At 66.0% G+C, this 22,395-nt stretch carries 17 protein-coding genes; 13 read left to right on the top strand and 4 right to left on the bottom strand.

Features of this window, described 5'->3' with window-relative positions:
* Positions 1-113 precede the first annotated feature (113 nt).
* Genes FNL14_RS16215 through FNL14_RS16205 form a run of 3 tightly spaced genes read left to right on the top strand, consistent with a single transcriptional unit; the run spans position 114 to position 5,351 of the window.
* Positions 114-1,583 (top strand): MFS transporter, encoded by a 1,470-nt coding sequence (locus FNL14_RS16215; RefSeq protein ID WP_142061893.1) that lies wholly within the window; start codon positions 114-116, stop codon positions 1,581-1,583.
* A 1-nt stretch (position 1,584) separates the two neighbouring features.
* A complete protein-coding gene (locus tag FNL14_RS16210; RefSeq protein ID WP_142061891.1) occupies positions 1,585-3,798 on the top strand; it encodes a molybdopterin oxidoreductase family protein in 2,214 nt (737 codons plus the stop codon).
* Positions 3,795-5,351 (top strand): FAD-dependent oxidoreductase, encoded by a 1,557-nt coding sequence (locus FNL14_RS16205; RefSeq protein WP_142061888.1) that lies wholly within the window; start codon positions 3,795-3,797, stop codon positions 5,349-5,351. The genes FNL14_RS16210 and FNL14_RS16205 overlap by 4 nt, the downstream gene beginning before the upstream one ends.
* Before the next feature lie 150 nt (positions 5,352-5,501).
* Here the strand turns inward: FNL14_RS16205 and FNL14_RS16200 are convergent, their stop codons facing one another.
* Positions 5,502-5,687: a PspC domain-containing protein gene (locus tag FNL14_RS16200; protein ID WP_142061885.1), complete on the bottom strand. Its 186-nt coding sequence runs from the start codon at positions 5,685-5,687 to the stop codon at positions 5,502-5,504.
* A 148-nt stretch (positions 5,688-5,835) separates the two neighbouring features.
* Positions 5,836-7,251, bottom strand: coding sequence for an NAD(P)H-quinone dehydrogenase (locus tag FNL14_RS16195; RefSeq protein ID WP_091418528.1), 1,416 nt, complete (start codon positions 7,249-7,251; stop codon positions 5,836-5,838).
* A gap of 106 nt (positions 7,252-7,357) precedes the next feature.
* Between FNL14_RS16195 and FNL14_RS16190 the strand changes: the two genes are divergently transcribed.
* A complete protein-coding gene (locus tag FNL14_RS16190; protein WP_142061882.1) occupies positions 7,358-8,176 on the top strand; it encodes a purine-nucleoside phosphorylase in 819 nt (272 codons plus the stop codon).
* Between the two features lie 102 nt (positions 8,177-8,278).
* Positions 8,279-10,039, top strand: a complete 1,761-nt coding sequence (locus tag FNL14_RS16185; protein ID WP_181762678.1) for a phospho-sugar mutase — start codon at positions 8,279-8,281, stop codon at positions 10,037-10,039.
* Between the two features lie 73 nt (positions 10,040-10,112).
* Here the strand turns inward: FNL14_RS16185 and nirD are convergent, their stop codons facing one another.
* Positions 10,113-10,499 (bottom strand): nitrite reductase small subunit NirD, encoded by a 387-nt coding sequence (gene nirD / locus FNL14_RS16180; protein WP_142061876.1) that lies wholly within the window; start codon positions 10,497-10,499, stop codon positions 10,113-10,115.
* Positions 10,500-10,767: 268 nt separating this feature from the next.
* Between nirD and nirB the strand changes: the two genes are divergently transcribed.
* The 8 genes from nirB to FNL14_RS16140 all read left to right on the top strand — a co-directional run bounded on the left by nirB (position 10,768) and on the right by FNL14_RS16140 (position 19,538).
* Positions 10,768-13,410, top strand: a complete 2,643-nt coding sequence (nirB, locus tag FNL14_RS16175; protein WP_142061873.1) for a nitrite reductase large subunit NirB — start codon at positions 10,768-10,770, stop codon at positions 13,408-13,410.
* A 2-nt stretch (positions 13,411-13,412) separates the two neighbouring features.
* Entirely contained in the window at positions 13,413-14,447 is a 1,035-nt protein-coding gene (gene cobA, locus FNL14_RS16170; protein WP_142061870.1) for a uroporphyrinogen-III C-methyltransferase, read from the top strand.
* A 14-nt stretch (positions 14,448-14,461) separates the two neighbouring features.
* Positions 14,462-15,610, top strand: a complete 1,149-nt coding sequence (locus FNL14_RS16165; protein WP_142061867.1) for a uroporphyrinogen-III synthase — start codon at positions 14,462-14,464, stop codon at positions 15,608-15,610.
* Positions 15,611-15,865: 255 nt separating this feature from the next.
* On the top strand, positions 15,866-16,741 hold the full coding sequence (locus FNL14_RS16160) for an FAD-dependent oxidoreductase (protein ID WP_142061864.1): 876 nt from the start codon (positions 15,866-15,868) through the stop codon (positions 16,739-16,741).
* A gap of 144 nt (positions 16,742-16,885) precedes the next feature.
* Positions 16,886-17,611, top strand: a complete 726-nt coding sequence (deoC, locus tag FNL14_RS16155) for a deoxyribose-phosphate aldolase (protein WP_142061861.1) — start codon at positions 16,886-16,888, stop codon at positions 17,609-17,611.
* A gap of 51 nt (positions 17,612-17,662) precedes the next feature.
* Positions 17,663-17,926, top strand: coding sequence for a hypothetical protein (locus FNL14_RS16150; RefSeq protein WP_142061858.1), 264 nt, complete (start codon positions 17,663-17,665; stop codon positions 17,924-17,926).
* Between the two features lie 364 nt (positions 17,927-18,290).
* Entirely contained in the window at positions 18,291-19,226 is a 936-nt protein-coding gene (locus FNL14_RS16145; protein ID WP_142061855.1) for a hypothetical protein, read from the top strand.
* Positions 19,227-19,364: 138 nt separating this feature from the next.
* Entirely contained in the window at positions 19,365-19,538 is a 174-nt protein-coding gene (locus FNL14_RS16140) for a CsbD family protein (RefSeq protein ID WP_091418386.1), read from the top strand.
* A gap of 1,477 nt (positions 19,539-21,015) precedes the next feature.
* On the opposite strand, the gene FNL14_RS16135 is transcribed toward FNL14_RS16140, so the two are convergent.
* Positions 21,016-21,864 carry a LysM peptidoglycan-binding domain-containing protein gene (locus FNL14_RS16135; protein ID WP_181762677.1) on the bottom strand — a complete coding sequence of 283 codons (849 nt, stop codon included), beginning with the start codon at positions 21,862-21,864 and terminating at the stop codon, positions 21,016-21,018.
* Positions 21,865-22,395: the final 531 nt, after the last annotated feature.

Genomic DNA, 22,395 nt, shown 5'->3' with positions numbered 1-22,395 from the left:
TCCCCCAAAGGCTCCGATAGGCAAATGTCACAGCCCGTTAACACACGGCGTCGGTGTGTGAAACGCGCCTTACCTACCTTGGAGGAACAACATCCCCCCGAAGGAGGTACCCCGTGACTGTTGACCGCACCGCTGATGCCGGCCCCGGCAATTCCCTTGATCTTGACGAGACCGCAAGGTCGAAAGACGCATCCGCCAGCGCACAGCCCGGCTCTACCCGCACTACCGTTGCCCCCGCCCTTGATTTCCGCCCCGGCCGCTGGATCGCCAACTGGGATGCAGAGAATAAGGAACAGTGGGAATCCGGCGGCCGCACCATCGCCCGCCGCAACCTCAATTGGTCAATCTTCGCCGAATTCCTCGGTTTCGTTGTGTGGCAGCTCTGGTCCATCGTGGTGGTCCAACTGCCCGCCGCAGGCTTTACGCTCTCCACCTCGGAAATCTTCTGGCTGATCTCCATACCCAGCCTGGTGGGTGCCACCCTGCGCATCCCCTACACCTTTATGGTCCCCCGCTTCGGCGGCCGGAACTGGACCATCGTGTCCGCGCTGCTGCTCCTGATCCCCACCACCGGCTTGGCGCTGTGTGTCTCCAACCCGGAAACGCCGTTCGGCGTGATGCTCCTGGTGGCAGCCCTCGCCGGCTTCGGCGGAGGCAACTTCGCCAGCTCCATGGCCAACATCACCTTCTTCTACCCCGCCCGTGAAAAGGGCTGGGCCCTGGGCCTTAACGCCGCCGGCGGAAACATGGGGGCCGCCGTCGCGCAGCTCGCCGTGCCGATTGCCATCACCCTGCTCGCCGCGGGCACTGTCAACCTGCCGCTGGCCGGCTGGATGTGGGTGCCGTTGATCCTGGTGGCAGCCTTTGGCGCCTTCAAGTACATGGACAACCTCACCAGCGCCAAGGGTGACATCGCCGGATCCGTGGCAGCGCTCAAGGAACCGCACCTGTGGGTCATGGCGCTGCTGTACATCGGCACCTTCGGTTCGTTCATCGGCTTCGCCGGTGTGTTCCCGAAGCTGATCAAGGACTACTTCCCCGCTTTCTCCTCCATCGGAGTGGGTACCGTGGCCCTGTCACTGGCCTTCCTCGGCCCGCTGGTGGGCTCGCTGGCCCGGCCGTACGGCGGACGGATGGCGGACCGCATGGGCGGCGCCCGGATGACGGTGACCGCGTTCGCTTCCATGGCAGTCATCACCCTCACCATGATCTGGACCCTGCCGCTGAAGAACTTCTGGCTGTTCCTGGTCCTCTTCCTGATGCTCTTCACCGCGAGCGGCTTCGGAAACGGCGCCACCTACCGGATGATCCCGGTCATCTTCGCCACCTCCAGCCGTGCCGCCCGCAAGGGGGCAAGCTCGGTGGCCACCCAGCGCCTCGCGTCCTCGGCCCTCGGCCTGATCTCCGCCATCGGCGCCTACGGCGGGTTCGTGATCCCGCAGGTACTGAACGCCTCCAACACCGCCAGCGGCTCCTACACCCCGGCCTTCTACGGCTTCGTCGGAGCGTACGTCCTGATGCTGGCCGTCTGCTGGTTCTGCTATATCCGCAACGCCAACCGAAATGCGATGGGACACGTCTAACATGACCAAAAGCGCCGACACGCACTGCCCTTACTGCGCTTTGCAGTGCGCCATGACGCTCACGTCTCCAGCGGAAACGAACCCGGCCGTCCAGCCGGGGTCAGTCCCCGTGTCCGCACCGGCCGCCGGGGAACGGCCTTCCCTCACGGCACCCCTTGAGGTCAGCGGACGCGACTTCCCCACCAACCGCGGCGGCCTGTGCCGCAAGGGCTGGACTTCGGCCACCCTGTTGAACCACCCGGGCCGGATCACCGAGCCCCTGCTGAAGGGCCCCGACGGCGTCCACCGCCCCATCGGCTGGGACCAGGCCCTGGACCTCGCGGCCGGCGCAGTGAAAGACGCGCAGGCCCGCTACGGACGCGACGCCGTGGGCGTTTTCGGCGGCGGCGGCCTCACCAACGAAAAGGCCTACATGCTGGGCAAGTTTGCCCGGCTCGCCCTGGGAACCTCCCGCATCGACTACAACGGACGCTTCTGCATGTCCTCCGCCGCGGCGGCCGGAATGCGCGCCTTCGGGGTGGACCGCGGCCTGCCGTTCCCGCTCGAAGCCCTGGACACCGCCAGCACCATCCTGATGCTGGGCTCCAATGTTGCCGAAACCATGCCTCCCTTCGTCCAGCACCTGAAAGGCACGCGCGACGCCGGCGGCCTGATTGTGGTGGATCCGCGCCGTTCCGCCACGGCGGCTTTTACGGCCGACGGCGGCGGCCTGCACCTCCAGCCCCTGCCCGGCACCGACCTCGCCCTGCTGCTCGGAATTTCGCACGTGGTCATCCACGAGGACCTGGTGGACACCGCCTACATCGAGGAACGCACCTCGGGCTACAGCGCCGTGGCCCGCAGCGTGAACTCCTTCTGGCCCGAACGCGTCCAGTCGATCACCGGCGTGCCTGCCGAGCTCATCCGCGAGACCGCACGCCGGCTCGCCTCCGGCGCACGGGCCGGCGGCAGCTACATCCTCACCGGCCGCGGCGTGGAACAGCATGTGGACGGCACCGATACCGCCACCGCTGCCATCAACCTCAGCCTCCTGCTGGGCCTGCCCGGTTCGGCCCGCAGCGGCTACGGCACCCTCACCGGCCAGGGCAACGGCCAGGGTGGCCGCGAGCACGGCCAGAAAGCCGATCAGCTCCCGGGCTACCGCAAAATCACCGACCCTGCCGCCCGTGAGCACGTGGCCAGGGTGTGGGGTGTCCCGGAGCAGCTGATCCCCGGGCCGGGGCTGCCGGCCGTCCAGCTGCTCAAGTCGTTGGGACAGCCCGACGGCGTCCGTTGCCTTTTCGTCCACGCCTCCAACATTGCCGTGGCCTCCCCCGACGCCAACGCGGTGATTCAAGGACTGCGCAGCCTGGATTTCCTGGTGGTCTGCGACTTCTTTATGTCCGAAACCGCGGCAGAGGCAGACCTCATCCTTCCCGTGCTTCAGTGGGCCGAGGAAGAGGGCACACTGACCAACCTTGAAGGCCGGGTCCTGCGCCGCCGCCGGGCCCTGACTCCGCCCGCTGGCGCGCGCAGTGAACTGTGGATCATGGCACGGCTGGCCGAGGCCCTCGATGCGCCGTCCACCTACAGCGAGGACCCGGAAACGGTGTTCGAGGAACTCCGGTTGGCATCCGCCGGCGGACTGGCCGACTACTCCGGCATCGACTACGCCATGCTGGACCGCGGCGAGGCCGCCTACTGGCCGTACCCGCAGGGCAGCACCGGAACTCCCCGGCTGTTCCGGGACTCCTTCGCCCACGCCGACGGCAAAGCCGTGATGGTCCCGGTGGCGCCCCGCCGCCGTCGTACGCCTGCTGCTAACCCTGATCCGGCTGCGACGACCATGACCCTCATCACCGGCCGCCTCCTGGAGCACTATCAGTCCGGAGCCCAGACCCGCCGGGTGGCAGAGCTGCTGGAAACCCGGCCGGAGGCGAAGCTGCAGGTCCACCCGGCGGCCGCGGCATCGATGGGCATTACCGAAGGTGCACTCGTCTCTGTGGCGAATGAGCGCGGCGAGGTGCTGTGCCGGGCCGAGCTGAGCACGGCGATCCGCACGGACACCGTGTTCCTGCCCTTCCATTTTCCTGAACTCGAGAGCGCCAACCGCCTCACGGAGGCTGCGACGGATCCCACGTCCGGAATGCCCGAGTTCAAGTTCAACAAGGTGTGGGTGCGGCCTGCCGCCACCCCCCTGTCAACCAACGTGCTGCAAACGACGGAGGCCTCATGAGCGAGCAGATTGTCATTGTGGGATTCGGCCCGGTGGCCGCCCGGCTGGTTGATGAGCTCCTGCCCGCCGTCCGTGATGGGCACGTGCATCTCACGGTGGTGGGCGCCGAAGCGGAAGCAGCCTACAACCGGGTGCTGGTGGCCGATCTGGGCGTGGGCCGGACCACTGCTGAAGCGTTGGCGCTTTCCGACGCCGATGCCCTGGCCACCGACGGCGTGGATGTCCGGCTGGGCATCCGCGTCCGCCGCGTGGACCGCGCCCGGCAGCAGGTCCTGCTGACCGACGGCTCGGTGGCGCACTACGACCGGCTGGTCTTCGCCACCGGATCCCGCCCGGTGATCCCCAATCTGACCGGCATCAACCCGGATCCCACCTCGCCGGTCCTGCCGGCCGGCGTGACAGCCCTTCGCGACCTGCGCGACGCTGAAGTGCTGCGGCAGGCGGTGGACGGCGGCAAGCGCGTGGTGGTCCTGGGCGGGGGCGTCCTGGGCCTGGAGACAGCGCTGGCCGCGGCTGAAGAAGGCGCCACCGTCACCGTGGTCCACAACGGACCGCACCCGCTGGGCCGCAACATCGACCGCGGCGGCGGCGCCGTCCTTGCCGCCAGCCTGCGCCGCTGCGGAGTCCGGATGGCCGGCAACGCGCGCTCCACCGGCGTGGAGCACAACGCGGCCGGCGGCGGGTTCTCGGCTTTGCTGCTTGACGACGGGTCGGCGATCGACGGCGACCTCCTGGTCATTTCGTGCGGTGTCCGCCCCCGCACCGAACTGGCCGAGGGCTGCGGGCTTTCCACCGCCAGCGGGATCCTGGTGGACCACCGGCTGCGGGCGCACCACGAACCGCACATCTTTGCCATCGGCGACTGCGCGGAGGTGCGTTGCCCTGAACCGGACTGCGCCCGCTGCCGGAATGCCAAGGGCCCGTCCGGCCTGGTGGGGCCGGGCTGGCGGCAGGCCGAATGGCTGGCCGAATACCTGACCCTCCTGGCATCAGGGGCTGCCGAAGAAGCCGGGCTGCTTCCGGAACTGCCCGCCGAGCAGGCAGGCGTTGTTGTCCTCAAGGCCCGGGGCATGAACATGGCTGTGGCCGGGGACAACGCCGCCGAGCCGTGGGACGAGGAGGTCCTCACGGCCGGCGCCGGCAACGGCCGCGCCCGGCTGCAGATTGCGCAGTGGGCGGACCCGGAGCATGGCCGCTACGTCAAAATGACCACCCGGGGCGGCGTCCTGGAGGGGCTGGTGGCCGTGGGCATGCCGCGCACGGCGGCCGAACTGGTGGGGCTTTTCGAGCGAGGTGCCGAGCTGCCCGCGGACAGGTCGCTGCTGCTGCGCCTTGACGGGCCGGACCAGCTGCCCGGTGCGGCGGCCGATCCGCAGGGCACCGTGTGCCGATGCGCTGGAGTCAGTGGGGCAACCATCCAGGGGGCCGTGGAAGAAGGCTGCTCCACTGTGGCGGAGGTTTCCAAAGCCACCCGGGCGGGTACCGGCTGCGGCGGCTGCCACGAGGACATCAAGGGGCTCATCGAAAAACACTTCTCCCCAGTCGCCCCCTAACCTCGCAAGCTCGGTCAGGGAACCCGGCGGCCGTGGCCCCAGGCGGTCTCCGCCGCCTAAGTAGGCCCGGTGGTTGAGCCTGTCGAAACCCGGCGGCCGTGGCCCCAGGGGCAAGCCCTCGGTGGTTGAGCCTGTCGAAACCCGGGCTGTTTACACCGGTGCCTTGGGGATCAGGATCCGGAGAGCGATGTAGACCAGCTCGCCGATCCCCACCAATCCGAAAATGACGAAGCCCAGCCGGACCAGGACCTTCGGAAGCCCGAACCGGGCCGCCAGGGCCGCGCAGACGCCGCCGATGATTTTGCCGCGGCGCGGTCGAACAAGGTCTGTTGCCATGGCTGCCACTCCTCCTTGAGTCGATGGCTGATGCAGGGACGGCCGGGAAAATCCTGATGAAATTCCCGGCCGGTCCTCAGAGGCGTCTATGCAGGGCGCACCGGGGGTCCAGACTCCCGGCGGCGCCGCTTCCCTGCAAGCGCAGGTCCTACATATGCACGTGCAGGCGGCGCGCAGCCTCTGAGATCGAGCCCGTGAGTGACGGGTACACCGTAAAGGTGCTGGCGACGTCATCCACGTGCAGCTTCTGCTTGACGGCGATGGAGATGGGGAAGATCAGCTCGGAGGCGTTGGGTCCCACCACCACGCCGCCGATGACCGTTCCCGAGCCCTTCCGGGCGAAAATCTTTACAAAACCGTCCTTGGTGTTGCGCATCTTCGCCCGCGCATTGCTGCGGAGCGAGAGCTTCACCACGTCGCCCTGGTACTTGCCGGAGTCGATATCGGCCTCGGACACGCCCACATTGGCAATTTCGGGTGAGGTGAAAATGTTGGATGCCACCTGGTGCAGCTTGAGCGGGGTAACGGCGTCACCCATGAAGTGGGCAACGGCAATCCGGCCCTGCATCGCCGCGACGGAGGCCAGCGGCAGGACTCCGGTGCAGTCACCGGCGGCGTAAATATTGGGGGCGGTGGTGCGGGAGACGCCGTCCACTTTGATGTGGCCACTTTCGCTGACCGCAACGCCCGCTTCTTCCAGCCCGATGCCGGCGGTGTTCGGGATGGAGCCCAGGCAGAGCAGGCAGTGGCTGCCGGTCACTTTGGACCCGTCGCTCAAGGTGACCACCACGCCGTCGTCCGTGCGCTCCACCTGCTCCGCGCGGGACCGCGACAGGACCCGCACGCCGCGGCGTTCAAACACTTCCTCGAGAACCACGGCCGCGTCAACGTCAGAACCCGGCAGCACCCGGTCACGGCTGGAAATCAAGGTGACCTTCGAGCCGAGGCCGTTGTAGGCGGACGCGAACTCGGCCCCGGTCACGCCGGAGCCCACCACGATCAGGTCTTCGGGAAGTTCGTCCAGGTTGTAGATCTGGGTCCAGTTCAGGATCCGCTCACCGTCAGGGCGGGCCGTGGGCAGCTCGCGGGGATGGGCGCCGAGCGCCAGCAGGATGGTGTCCGCCTCCACGGTCTCGGTGCCCTCCGCCGTGAGGACCTCGATGGTGTGGTCATCCAGGAGCCGCCCGGATCCGGCCAGAATGCGCACGCCCTGCTGCGCCAAACCGTCTGAGATGTCCTTGGACTGGCTGCGCGCGAGGTTCAGGAGGCGGTCGTTGATGTGCTTGAGGTCCGCGCGCATCACCGGCACAAAGTCTCCGCCGTCGACGTCGAACTTAACTCCCAGCTCCCCCGCCTCGGCGACGCGGGTCATCAGGTCCGCAGTGGCGATCAGGGTCTTGGACGGGACGACGTCGGTCAGCACGGCGGATCCGCCGAGCCCGGCACGCTCGATGATGGTGACCTGCGCTCCAAGCGAGGCGGCCACCATGGCGGCCTCGTATCCGCCCGGACCACCTCCCAGGATTGCGATCCGGGGTGAACTGAAATCTGGATGCGTAGTCACAAACAATCATTCTCCTGCATCCCCTGCCGGACCGCCAAAGAAACCGTTCTCTGGGGAAAACCGCCAAAGGCTGGGCCCTGCAGGAGCGGCAGGATAACTTGTACCAGTGAGTACAACAGACTTCCTGAACACGGATCCCTTCGCTGCCGCCCGCGCCGCCGCCGACTACATTGCCGAGGAAACCGGCGTGGACCGCCACGACGTGGCCCTGGTGCTCGGCTCCGGCTGGGCAGACGCCGCCAGCCTCATCGGCGAGACCACAGCCACCCTGTCCGCCGAGGAAGTCCCCGGTTTCCACGCTCCGGCAGTGGAAGGGCATGTGGGCACCATCCGCTCTGTGCTGACCAAAGAGGGCAAACGGGCCCTGGTGCTGGGCGCCCGCACCCACTATTACGAAGGCAAGGGCGTCCGCGCCGTAGTCCACGGAATCCGGGCCGCGGCGGCGGCCGGCTGCAACACACTGGTCCTTACCAACGGCTGCGGCGGCCTGAACGAAAATTGGGCGCCGGGCACTCCGGTGCTGATCAGCGATCACATAAACCTCACCGCGGCCTCGCCGCTGGAGGGCGCCACCTTCGTTGACCTGACAGATCTCTACTCCGCCCGGATCCGCAAAATCGCCCGCGACGTGGACGCAACCCTGGACGAAGGTGTCTACGCCCAGTTCCCCGGCCCGCACTACGAAACCCCGGCCGAGGTGCAGTACGCCAAACGCATCGGCGCCGACCTGGTGGGAATGTCCACTGCCCTTGAGGCCATTGCGGGGCGGCACGGAGGCATGGAGGTGTTTGGCATCTCCCTGGTCACCAACCTTGCCGCAGGCATCAGCCCGCAGCCGCTCAGCCATCAGGAAGTCATTGAGTCAGGGCAGGCAGCAGGGCCGCGGATCTCCAAACTGCTTGCAGAAATCATCGCCCGGCTCTAAGGCAATGCGGGGTCACTTCAGGCCCCATCCGTCGCGTTCTTTGGGCCGCATCTGACCCCGCGTTGCGGGAAGTAAGGGAGCAATGACGATAGGTTTGTGCCCATGACGTCTTCCGATGCCGATTTCCGCCTGCTCACCGAGGCCCGTGAATGGGCTGCCCAAGACCCCGATCCTGAGACATCGGCGTCCCTCCTTGAGCTGGTCCGGCTGGTGGAAGACGGTTCCCCGGCAGCCCGCCAGGAACTCGAGGACAGCTTCCGTGGAACGCTGCAGTTCGGCACGGCGGGACTCCGCGCTGCCCTGGGGCCCGGGCCGAACCGGATGAACCGCGTGGTGGTGAGGCGCGCTGCTGCCGGACTGGCGGACTTCCTGGTCCGCGCGGCAGGCGAGGCATCCCCGGGGACCCGGCCGCGCGCCGTCGTCGGCTATGACGCCCGGTACAACTCGGACATCTTCGCGGCGGAAACCGCGGCTATCTTTACGGCCGCCGGCATCGAGACGTTCCTGATGCCGGCCGCGCTGCCCACTCCCCTGCTGGCATACGCCGTCCGGGCGCTGCAATGCGACGGCGGCGTGATGGTCACCGCCAGCCACAACCCTCCGCAGGACAACGGCTACAAGGTCTACCTGGGCCGCCATGCCGTGGCGGACAGCGGTAACGGTGCCCAGATCGTGGCGCCTTACGACAGTGAAATCGCGGCGAGGATCAACGCCGTTGGCCCGCTCGACACGATTGCCCTTGCCCCCGAGGGCTGGACAGTCCTGGACGGGTCCGTGGCCGCCGGTTACCAGCAGGCTGCGGCCGCGCTGGCCCTGCCCGAATATTTCCCGGCCCGGGACCTGCGCATCGTCCTCACCCCGATGCATGGCGTCGGCGGGGAGACTGCGCTGGCCGTGCTGAACGCCGCCGGTTTCAATGACGTCACTCTGGTGGCCGAACAGGCCCAGCCGGACCCGGACTTTCCCACCGTCAGTTTCCCGAACCCGGAAGAGCCAGGGGCGCTGGACCTGGCTCTGGAGACGGCCGGGCGGCTGGACGCGGACATTGTTATCGCCAATGATCCCGACGCCGACCGGGCAGCAGTTGCCGCCAAGGACCCGGACACCGGCGCCTGGCGCATGCTCCGCGGGGACGAAGTGGGCGCGCTGCTGGGCGCGCATGTGGCGGCGCGGCTGGCCGCGGCCGGCGAAAGTGCAGGCAGCGGAAGTGCCGCCGGCAGCGAGGGCGTGTTCGCGAACTCGATCGTGTCCTCGCGGCTTCTGGCCCGGATCGCGGCGGCCGCCGGTTACGCGCACGAGGAAACGCTGACCGGGTTCAAATGGATTTCCCGCGTGCCGGGGCTGCTGTACGGCTACGAGGAGGCGCTGGGCTACTGCGTTGCCCCGGACCTGGTGAAGGACAAGGACGGGATTTCGGCAGCAGTGCTGATCGCCGAACTCGCTGCCGCCGCGAAGGCAGACGGGAAGACCGTCTTTGACACCCTGGACGAGCTTTACCTCCAGCATGGCCTGCACGCCAGCGACCAGCTCAGCATCAGGGTGGCGGACCTGGGCCTGCTGGACGCGATGATGAACCGGCTCCGGGTCAGCCCGCCGGAATCGTTCGGGTCATCCGCCGTCGAGGTCTTCACGGACCTGGCCGAAGGCAGCGGGCAGCTTCCGGCCACGGACGGCCTCCTCTACCTCACCCGAGACCTCACCCGCGTGATCATCAGGCCCAGCGGCACCGAGCCCAAGCTCAAGTGCTACCTCGAGGTGATCCACCACGTTGGGTCCGCGGCGGAACTGCCGGAGGCCCGGCAGGCCGTCCGCGCCAAACTGGATGAAGTACTCCGGGACGTCAGCGAGGCGCTGGGTCTGTAGCAGGATCCCCGAACCGCGAAAAGGGCGCCCTGCCGGGCGCCCTTTTTCCTGAATGTAGTTTCCGGCAGTGTTTCTACAGCTCGACTTCGACGAAGCCGTCCACCACGCGGGTGCTGAACGCTGCGATGCTCAGGCCCGGGGTGCTGAAGCATTCGCCGGTTTCCAGGTCGTAAACCTCTTTGTGCAGCGGCGAAGCGATGGTGGGACGCGCCCCGCGTGACCCCAGGATTCCCCGGGCCATCACGTGTGCTCCGGTGGCCGGGTCCTCATGGGCCACCGCGAAAACCTCGGCCGGCCCGGTGCGGAAAAGGGCAATCTGGCGTCCGGCCACGAGGGCGGCTTCACCCCAGGCGGGCTCCAGGTCGTCCACCAGGCAGACGCGGTGCCAACCGGCGGTGATGCCCGGTGCGGCCTCGCCGGTGGCTGCTGCGAGTGCCCCAAGTTCCAGTGTTGCCGTCATGTCGGCTCCTCTTCCTGTGCGTTTTTCCTTGCCTTTGGCTGCCTCTGCGGCCGTGTTCCACGCTAGGCCGCGGGTGTTTCAGAGGGGTGCAGTGAATGTGTCCAGTGCGTAAAAGACACCTCACGCGGCCGGAAATGCGTTCGTGATGCAGAAGTTAAGTTGACGAAACAATTGGGAAACTGAAGCGAAACTGCGTCTCCCTAGTCTGAATGGACACTCGTCACCAGAAGGCTGCAGGAAACACTGCGGCCCATGCGAAAGGCCCACAGTGACCGAACAGACTTCAAGCACAGAGACTCCGCGCCGCATCGTCGTCGCCGGCGGCGGCCCAGCGGCCCACCGTTTTGCGGACGCCATGCATGCCCGCGGCCTCGATGGCTGGCATGTCACGGTCCTCACCGAAGAAGCCCACCTCCCCTACGACCGGGTGGCGCTGTCCAAGGCCCTCACCGAAAAGGACGTGGACCTCACCTTGGGCACCGCCTCAATGTGGGACCACCCTTCCCTGGAGCTGAAGACCGGTGAGCGGGTAGTCAAGATCAACGCCGAAGCCAAGACGGTGGAAACCGCTGCCGGCAACGTTGTCGAATACGACGAGCTGGTGGTGGCCACCGGCTCAAACGCGGCGCGCCTGCCCATCCCCGGTGCCGAGCACACCCACGTCTACCGCACCCTCGAGGACGTGTGGGCCATCAACGAGGCAATCACCGGCCTCAGGGAGAAGCTGGGCCGCAAGGTCAACGCGGTGACCATCGGTGGTGGCCTCCTCGGGCTCGAGTCCGCCGCCGGCACAGAGCAGCTTGGCGCCAACCCCATTGTTATTGACGGTTCCCAGTGGCTGATGGCCACGCAGCTGGACGAGGGCGCGGGCCAGGCCATGGGCCGGCTCATCAAGTCCAAGGGCTTTGAGGTCCACGGCGGCGTCTTCCCGTCGGAAGTATTGTCCGATGACGACGGCCAGGTCACCGGCGTCCTGATGGCCGACGGCCGGGTCATCGATGCGGACATCGTGATTGTCGCCATTGGCGTGCGGCCCCGCGATGAACTGTTCCGCGCCGCCGACGGCGAGGAGCAGGTGTTCAGCCTGGGCCAGCGCGGCGGTGTGGTCATCAACGACTACTGCGCCACCGAGGTGGACGGCATCTGGGCCATCGGCGAAGTGGCCAACTATGGCGGCATGTGCCTTGGCCTGGTGGCCCCCGCCAACACGATGGCGGAAATCGTTGCCGACCGCCTCCACGGCGGAGATGCCACCTTCCCCGGCTTTGACACCGCCACCAAGCTCAAGCTGTCCGGCGTCGACGTCGCCAGCTTCGGCGACGCTTTCGCCAAGACCGAACACGCCCTCGAAATCGTCTACGCCGACCCGGCACGCGGCGTCTACCAGAAAATCGTGACGACGGACGACGCCAAGACACTCCTGGGCGGCATCTTCGTGGGCGACGCCTCGCCGTACATGAGCCTGCGCCCGCTCCTGGGCCGCGAACTTCCCGCCGAGCCCGGCGCGTTCCTCAGCGCGGCCGGCGGCGGTGAGGCCCCCGAGACCGAACTGCCGGACGACGCCACCCTCTGCTCCTGCAACAACGTCACCGCCGGGACCATCCGCGACGCCATCAACGGCTGCGGCGCCTGCGAAGGCAACGCCCCGGTCCAGGAGCTGGGTGAGCTGAAGGGCTGCACCCGCGCCGGCACCCAGTGCGGTTCCTGTGTTCCCATGCTGAAGAAGCTGCTCGAAACTGAACTGACCAAGTCCGGTGTCGAGGTGTCCAAGGCCCTCTGCGAGCACATCGAACTGTCCCGCCAGGAACTGTTCGACGCCATCCGTGTCCTGGAACTGACCTCCTTCGAAGAGATCATGGCCAAGTACGGCACGGGCGCCGGCTGCGATATCTGCAAGCCCACCATCGCCAACATCCTGGCCAGCCAGAACAGCGCCTACGTCCTGGACGCCGGCCGCGGCACCCTGCAGGACACCAACGACCGCGCCCTGGCCAACATGCAGAAGGACGGCACCTACTCGGTGGTCCCCCGCATCGCCGGCGGCGAGATCACCCCCAAGAAGCTGGGCGTCATCGCGGCCGTGGCCGAAAAGTACAACCTGTATACCAAGATCACCGGCGGCCAGCGGATCGACATGTTCGGTGCGCGCCTGGAACAGCTCCCGGAGATCTGGAAGGAACTGGTGGACGCCGGTTTCGAGTCCGGCCAGGCCTACGGCAAGAGCCTGCGCACGGTGAAGTCCTGCGTCGGTTCCACCTGGTGCCGGTTCGGCGTGCAGGATTCGGTGGCCATGGCCATCCAGCTCGAACTGCGGTACCGCGGCCTGCGCAGCCCGCACAAGCTCAAAATGGGTGTCTCCGGCTGTGCCCGTGAATGCGCCGAGGCCCGCGGCAAGGACGTGGGCGTGATCGCCACCGCCGACGGCTGGAACCTGTACGTCGGCGGCAACGGCGGCGCCACCCCGGCCCACGCCCAGCTCCTGGCCAAGGACCTCGACGACGAAACGCTGATCAAGTACATCGACCGCTACTTCATGTACTACATCCGCACTGCGGACCGCCTCCAGCGCACGGCGCGCTGGCAGGAGGAGCTCGACGGCGGCATCAAGCACGTCGAGGACGTGGTGGTCAAGGACACCCTGGGCATCGCCGCGGACCTCGAGGCGGCCATGGCCAAGCACGTTGACACCTACATCGACGAATGGGCAGACACCCTCAAGGACCCCGAGCGCCTGCGCCGGTTCCGCTCCTTCGTCAACGCCCCCGACCAGAAGGATGACTCCATCACCTTCGTTCCGGACGAGCGCGGCCAGATGCGCCCCGCCACCCCGGAGGAGAAGGGCAAAGTCCTGATCGGGGCATCCATCCCGGTCCGTCCCGGCTCGCCGGAACCCATCAGGAACGAGGCATAACCATGCAGCTCACCATCGACCTCACCGGCCGCGACGTCCTGGTGGCCGGCTCGGATCACGCAGCCCGGCAGGCGGTGCGCCGCTACGAGGCCGCCGGCGCCGTGGTCTACCGCCTCAGCACCCCGCAGGGCGCAGGCCATGACGGCCCCCTGCCCGAGCGCCCCTTCCTGGTGGCAGCGGTCGACGACGGCCAGCCGGGCTGGGAGCCGCTGCTGGACCGGTGCCGTGCAGCCAGCATCCCCGTGGCCGTGGAACCTGCTGCCGGACCGGTCGGCCACGTCACCCTTGTGGGCGGCGGGCCCGGAACCACCGAACTGCTCACTGTGGGCGCCATCAAGGCGCTGCGCGATGCCGACGTCGTCTTTTATGACCGGCTGGCCCCCTGCCAGGACCTGCCGCAGCTGACCTCGGCCGAACTCGTGGATGTGGGCAAGAAGCCCGGGCACCACAAGGTCAGCCAGGCCGACATCGAAAAGCTCATGGTGGAAAGCGCCCTCGCGGGCAACAACGTGGTGCGGCTCAAAGGCGGCGATCCGTACGTCTTTGGCCGCGGCGGCGAGGAGGTCGCCTCCTGCGTGGCAGCCGGCGTCCCGGTCCGCGTCATTTCGGGTGTCACCAGCGCCATCTCCGTCCCCGCGGCGGCCGGAATCCCGGTCACCCACCGCGAAGTGAGCCACATGTTCACCGTGGTCTCCGGGCACGCCCCGCTGACCGAAAAGGAGCACCAGCACCTGGCCGGCCTGGGTGGAACCATCGTTGTGCTGATGGGCATCGGCACCCTGCACCAGCTTGCCGCAGGCCTCCGCCGGGCAGGAATGCGCACGGACATGCCCATGGCCGTTGTTGAACGTGGCTACCGGCCCGGACAGCGAACCACCATCGCGGACCTCGGCACCATCACCACTGCGGCCGCCGGCTGCAGCAACCCGGCTGTGCTGGTAATCGGCGAGGTGGTGCGGGTGGCGGAAGCCAACCGCGGGCATGCTGAGGCCGCCGCCGACCTGGACAGGCTGGCGGCCTCGCTGCTGGGCTCGTGAAAGGATTGACCTCCATGAATGCACTTGCACCGGCCGAAGCACCCCAGGTCGAGGAAACGCCAGAGGCAGCCGAAGCGCCGCTGGAGGGTTTCCGCATCGGTGTCACCTCGGACCGGCGGTCCCAGGACCTGATCGAGGCCCTCGAACGCCGCGGCGCTGAGGTATTGCACGCCCCCGCCCTGAAGATCGCCCCGGTCCAGGAGGACATGCGCCTCATCGACGACACCCGGGCCATCATCGCTGCCAAGCCGGACCTGTGCATCGCCACCACCGCCTACGGCATGCGCCGCTGGTGCGAAGCCGCTGATTCCTTCGGCATCGGGGACGAGCTGCTGGAAACCCTCGGTGCCTGCCGGATGTTCGTCCGCGGACCCAAAGCCCGCGGTGCCGTGCGTGCGGCCGGCCTTGCCGACGTCGGAATCAGCAGCGACGAAACCACCGCAACACTGGTGGACATGCTGCTCACCGAGGGGGTCCGCGGCAAGACCGTGGCCGTGCAGCTGCACGGGTACACGGATGTCCGGCAGCTGGAGCGCCTGCGCATGTCCGGCGCCACCGTCCTGACGGTCACCCCATACCGTTGGGTGAAGCCCGACGGCGAGGACAAGCTTCCCCGCCTCATCGAGGCGGTGTGCAGTGGAAACCTGGACGTCCTGACCTTCACCAGCGCGCCTGCTGTCGACGCCCTGTGGAGCACTGCCCATGAGATGGGCGTCTACAAGCAGCTGATCGAGAGCCTGAAGACGAACGTGACCACGGCCGTGGTGGGTCCGGTGACCGCGCAGCCGCTGCTGGACGCCGGCATCACACCCCTGATCCCGGAACGCTTCCGGATGGGCGCCTTGATCAGGCTGGTGTGCGAGCACCTCGCACTGAACCATGTCCGGCGGCTGGACACCAGGTCCGGCAAGATCGAGCTGCGCGGCAGGAGCCTGCGCATCGATGGCCAGCCGGTGGAACTGGCGCCCGCTCCGCTGCTGCTCCTCCGGGCGCTGCTGGGTGCCAGCGGCGCGGTCCTGTCCCGCGAATCCCTGTCCGACCTTCTGGAACTCCGAGGTTCGGTCCACGCGCTGGACATGACCGTGAGCCGGCTCCGTTCTTCGCTGCCCGACGGCCGCCTCGTGGAAACTGTGGTGAAGCGCGGCTATCGCATCCGCGTCTAGTGCCTGCGGTGCACCCTCAAAGTGCCCGGGCATTGGCCCCGGGCACTTTGCATATGGCGGGGCGCACGTGCAATGTGTCCGTTTCTGCCTGGATGAGAGGCACGTCACGGGTTCTGTTACCGGCCGGTAAAAACTGGCGAACACGGACCCGCTAAACGGCAACTGAGGGGAAACACCCCGGAAAAAGCAGGGTCCTACGCTGGGTCCATCACGAAGTTCCGGCCGTTCACCGGCCGCCAGCGAAAGGGCCAGCACATGTCCGCTCCGGCACCCTCCACCTCCACTGTTCCCGCCACCCGCATCGTCATTGCGGGGGCAGGACCTGCTGCCCAGGCTCTGGTCAGCCAGCTCAACCGTGCACGGTTCACGGGAACCATCACGGTGCTGAGCAACCGGGACGACAATCCGGAGGAGCTGCTGGAGCTGGCGCTGCTCCCCCAGGTCTCGGTGCGGTTCGGCCAGCCGGCCAGCCACATTGACCCGGAGAACCGGACGGTGGCAACGGCGGACGGCATGGAATTCAGCTACGACCAGCTGGTCATCGCCACCGGGTCAGCACCGGTGGCCAGCCCTGTGGAGGGCGCCAACCGTTGCCTGAGCTACTCCACCATCGACGACGCCGCCCGCATCGGCGAGGCTGTCAGCGCGGTCAGCCGGGAGCTGGGCCGCCGTCCGCTGGGGATCCTGGTGGGCACGGGTGCGGCGGCCGGCCAGGCTGAAGCGGTCCTCCGCGCCAGGGGTGTGCGGCCCATCCGCACCACCGCCCGGCCGGCCGCCGTCGTTCCGGGCACCTCAGCCGGACTCGCGGCCTCGGGGGTTATTTTCGAAGATGGCAGCAGCATGAACGGCGACCTGGTGGTCCTGGCGGAGGAACGGGTGTCCCGGGACGGGCTGGCCGCCAGCGCGGGGCTGCAGATAGCGGCCACCGGCGGGATTGTCATCAGCAAGGACTTCCGGACGTCCGTCCCGGGAATCTGGGCTCTCGGTGACGCGGCAGCGTTCGACGGCGTCCGGCTGGGCCTGCTGGTCGCCGCGGCTTCCGCAGCGGGCGCCTGCGCCACGCAGCTGCTTACTGCCGCGTCCGCGCCGTCCGTGCCGTCCGCACCCTCCGCACTGCCGGCCGCCGCCTGAGCAGCAACGCGCGGTCACTTACGGCCCGATAATCCGTCCGCATTGGGCCGGAAGTGACCCCGCGTTGCTCTGTGGCAAGATGGTTCCGAAACGAGGCAGGGCGTCACAACGCCCTGGCCCATCGGCCCCTTGGAGAGGACCATCATGAGCAACGAAGCCACCCCTTCCGTTCAAACAGCCGCATCCGGCGCCCCGGACTCCGGCAGCATGGCGTCATTCATCGACCACACCCTGCTGAAGCCGGAAGCTGGTGAGGCCGACGTCCTCAAAGTGTGTGCCGAAGCCGCTGAATACCACTTCAAGTCCGTGTGTGTGAACCCCATCTGGGTCAAGACCGTGAAGAAGGCCCTGAAGGGTTCCGGCGTCCTCACTTGCTCCGTGGTGGGTTTCCCGCTGGGCGCCACGCCCACGGACGTCAAGACGTTCGAGGCCCGCGGGGCGGTGCTGGACGGTGCCGACGAAGTGGATATGGTCATCAACATCGCAGCCGCCCGGGCCGGGGACAAGGGCGCGCTGGTTGAGGACATCACCTCGGTGGCGGAGGCTGTCCACGCCAGCGGTGCCATCCTGAAGGTCATCATCGAAACGGCGCTGCTCACAGACAGCCAGAAGGTTCTCGCGTGTGAGGCCGCCGTGGAAGCCGGCGCCGATTTCGTCAAAACCTCCACCGGCTTCAACGGCGGAGGCGCCACCGCCGAGGACATCGCCCTGATGCGCCGCACGGTAGGTCCCGGCCTCGGCGTCAAGGCCTCCGGCGGCGTGCGTTCCCTCGAGGACGCGCAGGCTATGATTGCAGCAGGTGCAACACGTATTGGTGCCAGCTCCGGCATCGCCATCGTCAAGGGTGAACAGGGTTCATCCTCCTACTGACGGCAACCGGAGCCGCCACAGATTGAGGCCCCCGCGGCCAAGGAGGAATGAATGTCCAGCAAGATCACGGCTTCCAGCCAGGGCACGGCGTCTCACGAAGGGGAACTCCGGACCCCTCAGAACGAGAACAAGCTCGGCAGCAGCATCATCCTCTTTGTGGTCTGCATGGCCCTGTTCCTCGGCGCCATCTATTCCCTGTCCTTCCTGACGCTCGGCAACCCGTGGCCCATGGCTGTTTGTCTGGCGCTGTTCGCCCTGGCGTACTGGATCCCGCAGACCATCCTGGGCCGCTCGGACTCCGCCGGCGAGCACTAATCCCACAGCAGACAAGAGACCCCCTGGACGATGTCCAGGGGGTCTCTTGCATTTGGCGCACGCGCTGGCAGGCTGGCACCGAATGTTTGCGGATTAGACGTCATTTTCAGAAGCTGACCGCACAGAATGTCAGGAGTCCTCTGCAAAGGTGTCATTAGGCGTGGGAGAAGTGTCGTTTTCCGAAGTCGTCCGCACGGAATGTCAGAAGTCGTCGGCACAATTTTTCCTGGCCCGCAAGGGATCGGCCTACCGGCGGCCAGTGAACGATAATTCTCCAAGCCGCCCCAACCTATGCAGGACTAATGTGCCGTGGATATGCGGCGGAAACCGGGCCGGCCGCGGCTCGCAAGACAGGGGGACCGCTTTGAGCTCATTTGTTGTCGGCACCGATCTGATTGACCTCTTGGCGACCGCCGCGCGAAGGATCCGAAACGGCAGAATGCCGGACCTTTTCTTCGACTACGAGGACACTGCCACAGCACAATCGATCGGGGAAGCACTGGCCCACTTCAACATCGTGGCGGTCTCCGACCACTATCAGGAAGAACGTGCCGAGCCGGAGTACACGTTCACCCCAGTGGATGAGATCCTGACCGGGGCGCCCGAGCCCAGGCATTTGGTGCAGATCTATTTAGCGGCGAGATGCTACAACTACCAGACCGGCGAGGATCACCCGGAATGGGCCTACAGCCTTCCTTGGGCAACCGTGAAGGCAATTCAATTCTGGGCAGAGACAAATCTCTACGGGCGCGGATGGCCGATCATGAAGCTGAAGAACTCCCGCGGGTACGACTGGGCGGGTATCGAAGACGCGGCGTGGGAATGGACGCGCGATCACGGCTTCCCCGAGTTGCAGATGATTCCTGGCCGGCTCAACAATGCCGAAGTCAGGCAGGCCATCACTGCTACCGGACAGATGCGTGACCAAGGGTCCGCGCCACTGGGGATGTCCAAGGTCTCGCTGCTCGCCCGTCTTGTTCTGGCTGCCTATGAGGACGCCACCTATCTGATCCTTGAATCTGAAAATGGACGATTCGTCCGCGGTACGCTCTTCCGGGAAGCCGGTGAGAAGATCGCGGAAATCAGCTCCCTGGAAGCCGGCCATTGCCCCGACTCAACCGGCGGAGAAGAAGTCCGAGCACTCCTTGCCACCGTTGATCCCAGCACGGCAAACCCGGCATGGACAGAGTTCGCCCCCAGGGATGTCCTGCCGCTGCCTGAAGGATCTCAAGCGATTAACTTGGAAAAGGCATCTGCCTGGTCTCCGATAACGACCCGTCGACGGCCCAGCGACACCTGACCGAGCGTCTCGCGCTGCGGCTGTGCACATCAACTGACGGATGCAAGTCGGCTCGTCCGACTTGCGCGGTGAACCCTAAGCATGCTTAGTATAGGTGCAGCCGAATGCGAACGGCTGCCAACCAGAGGAGGAAACACCATGGGACTAGGCGACAAGATTGAGAACGCTGCCGAGAAGGCTGGCGGCAAGGGCAAGGAAGCGGCCGGTAACGCCACAGGCGATGACAGCCTGAAGGCTGAAGGCCAGACGGACCAGGCCAAAGGCGACGTGAAGCAGGCTGGCGAAAAGGTCAAAGACGCCTTCAAAGACTGAATGATTTTACCAAAAGGGTGCGCTCAGCGAACGGGGCGCACCTTTTTCGTGCCCTCATTTTGCTGCGCCTGAAACCCAGTGCGGCACGGTCCTAGACTTTCGGTATGCACCCCCTAGCGGCAATCGGCCTGGTGTTCTCGCCGAGCTTGCCCCAGCGCCAGTCGTTTGCGAGAACGCTGGAGCTCGCATATCCGCATATAGGAATGGCAGGGACTATGGCCAGCATCAGGGTGGTGGGGCCGGATGAGTGCTGCCGGAAATCTGTGGCGGGCGACTGGGAGCCGGCTTACGGGCGGGGGGACGGCTTCTGCCGTAGGCATCGCAGCTCTGTCGATGTAGCCGGCATTTCCTGCACTCAAAGGGCGTGGCACACCTGTAAAAGGTTCCTGTTCCCCTGGACAACCCGGTGTGGTACGAATGGGACGACCGCAAGCAACCGTCTTGCAGCCCAGGGTTGGTCCGAATATTTGGGAAGGTAAGGACTAAGGTGCTTTCACTCGGAGTTGTTCTACTAATCCTCGGTTATATTTTCAACATTGGAATACTGATAACGATTGGGTGGATTCTGGTTGTTGTCGGCCTCGTGCTTTTCTTGCTCGGTGCAATCGGACGACCTCTTGCCGGAAGACGGTACTGGTACTAATCGCGGCCCCATTTCGCTACAAGGATCGCGGAAGTCCTCCCCCGTATACGTATTGCCTGGAATGTAAGGGGCTGGGGGCGCTGGGTCCACCAGCCACTGTTTAGCGCGCCGTGGGATCTCGCCGCAGTCCGGGCACTCGCCAATTAGCCCGCGTCAAAGCCCTTGGCGCATCTGGGGCTAAGACCTTCAATAACTGGCTTCCGTTTTCGCTGGATAGGCGGTTTGTGCCGGTAGAGGATCCTTACCGGGAATACGAGGACAGATGCGCATGGGGTCCGTTTGTGCCGCCAACAGCCGCCTCGCTGAACGACGTCCCACCTGTGATTGCTAGAGATGTTCTTCCGTAGTTCCTAGGGCGCTAATTATGCGCATGACGCGACGAGCGAAATAAACGACGGCCGCCGCGCTTACGACGCCCAAGATCCACGTCCCTTCGATCCCGAGCATCGGACCACTAGTGCAGGTACCGGTGGCGCCCGACTCAACAACGTAGTCAAAGCACTCACCTCCCCCTGATCCGATGAAGAAGGCGTTTAAGACGATTACGCCCAGGATCGCCATCGCCCAAGGCCACAACCGCGGGGATCGATACGCTGCACTTGCGTCCATGAACCGACCCTACACACGGGGCAACAAAATATCAGGCTTGCCAGGTCTCAATCTGTGCACCTAGAACCACCGGACTGGCAGGCGCTATTAGGTGGCTCCGCCAGCGTCCGCTAGCCGGTCGATCACCGCACTGTTGGTGCACGTTAGTCGGACGGCCCTGGAGTAGTGACAGGATTACGCCATGACGACAATTCGTATGCCTGCTGGAGTCCGCGGGGGCGGATGTCAGCTCCCGGGTTTATTGATGGGCTTGTCCAGCGCCACGCTGATGGTCTGCCCCGGCGCAAGTTCGCCGATGGGCAGGTCTGTGTATTCATACCAAGACCCGGCCGTGCCCGTGCTCGGACGGTTGGCCGAGCGCAGGTCAGTCACGCCGAATCGAAACGAGACTTGCCGCTCGGTGTCCCCTGGGGCGGTGGTATAGGTCAGGGGAATACCTTGGGCATCGGTGGTGAACGTTCCATGGGCGCCCTCGATTTTCAGTTCGCCGGGTATCAGTCGAACCTTCGTGCCGGCATGGATGGGCTGATCCGCCGACAGCGAGGGGTTGTACATCAGGATCTGTGGCGTGGTTGAGCGGAACTTGTAGCCAAGGCTGTCGAACGAGTCACCGTCCACCGTGGTGTAGAAGACCGTCTGGCCGAATGAGTTGTTGACCGAGGCACCCGAGCCGGACCTGCTGTCTACCGGCTTCTTCTGCAGCTGGATGACCTTGCCGGCCTGGATGAAGAAGACGTTTCCCTTTTCGTAGGTGAACGGGACCTTGTTCGCTTCCGCCAACTGCTCAGAGGTCAGGTTGAACCGGTAAGTGATGCCGGCCAGGCTGTCTTCGGGCTCTATTGTGTAACCCGTTGGAATGCCGTTTGCGTCAACCGTTGCAGCCCCCTTGGCACCCGGCATGGGACCGGTCGGAATCAGTCGGAGCCGTGTGTTCGGAGTGAGGGGAGTTCCTGGCTGGAGTCCGTTGAACGCGGCGACTTTCGCCTCGGATAGCTTGTACGCCGCCGCCACGGCCGGGAGGGTGTCTCCTGGAACGGTGGTGTAGAAGTCCGCGTTGCCAAACGAGTCCCGCACGGTTTCTCCACTCAGGGCAGGCTTCGGGGCGGACGACGCAACTGCAGCGGGGGTGGTCTGGGCGGCCGGTTCCGCCTGGGTTGGAGCATCCGCGTAAGTGCACCCTGCCAGTCCCAGCGACAGCACAACAAGCAGCGCTGGCCGAACCGCGGGCAGGCCAGTCGCCGTCTTTGATGTACTGCCAGTTCCCACCATGGATATGCCCCCCATAAGTCCGGCGTAGCCGAGTCAAGGCCCACAATGGACCAAAAGCGAGCCTAGTGGATAAACGGTGAGCCGCAGTAGCGGCCGTCCTGCTGCCAGCCGTATGCGGGACTGTTTCTTATATACCCAATAGACCTTTCATTCCTTTGACGGGCTGTGCAGATCACTTCGGACATTCTGTGCAGTCGACTTCGGAAACTGACAATGGCGTCGCCATTCCTTAACATGGCGCATGGGACCCTCTGCCTTACACGGGGGATTTCGCCACGCCCGCCCGTGCGGCGGACAGATTTAGAGCGTCGGGGCAGGCGACTTGGAGCATTTCGG

This window comes from Pseudarthrobacter sp. B4EP4b, from assembly GCF_006680095.1.
Lineage (GTDB): Bacteria > Actinomycetota > Actinomycetes > Actinomycetales > Micrococcaceae > Arthrobacter.
The sequence above is the reverse complement of the archived record's forward strand: the minus strand, read 5'-3'. Positions and strand labels throughout refer to the sequence as shown.

Bases quoted from the DNA above. Each gene is read 5' to 3' on its own strand.
- FNL14_RS16210 (WP_142061891.1), top strand. From the start codon at position 1,585: ATGACCAAAAGCGCCGACACGCACTGCCCTTACTGCGCTTTGCAGTGC.
- FNL14_RS16205 (WP_142061888.1), top strand. From the start codon at position 3,795: ATGAGCGAGCAGATTGTCATTGTGGGATTCGGCCCGGTGGCCGCCCGG.
- FNL14_RS16200 (WP_142061885.1), bottom strand. From the start codon at position 5,687: ATGGCAACAGACCTTGTTCGACCGCGCCGCGGCAAAATCATCGGCGGC.
- FNL14_RS16185 (WP_181762678.1), top strand. From the start codon at position 8,279: ATGACGTCTTCCGATGCCGATTTCCGCCTGCTCACCGAGGCCCGTGAA.
- nirD (WP_142061876.1), bottom strand. From the start codon at position 10,499: ATGACGGCAACACTGGAACTTGGGGCACTCGCAGCAGCCACCGGCGAG.
- cobA (WP_142061870.1), top strand. From the start codon at position 13,413: ATGCAGCTCACCATCGACCTCACCGGCCGCGACGTCCTGGTGGCCGGC.
- FNL14_RS16165 (WP_142061867.1), top strand. From the start codon at position 14,462: ATGAATGCACTTGCACCGGCCGAAGCACCCCAGGTCGAGGAAACGCCA.
- FNL14_RS16160 (WP_142061864.1), top strand. From the start codon at position 15,866: ATGTCCGCTCCGGCACCCTCCACCTCCACTGTTCCCGCCACCCGCATC.
- deoC (WP_142061861.1), top strand. From the start codon at position 16,886: ATGAGCAACGAAGCCACCCCTTCCGTTCAAACAGCCGCATCCGGCGCC.
- FNL14_RS16150 (WP_142061858.1), top strand. From the start codon at position 17,663: ATGTCCAGCAAGATCACGGCTTCCAGCCAGGGCACGGCGTCTCACGAA.
- FNL14_RS16140 (WP_091418386.1), top strand. From the start codon at position 19,365: ATGGGACTAGGCGACAAGATTGAGAACGCTGCCGAGAAGGCTGGCGGC.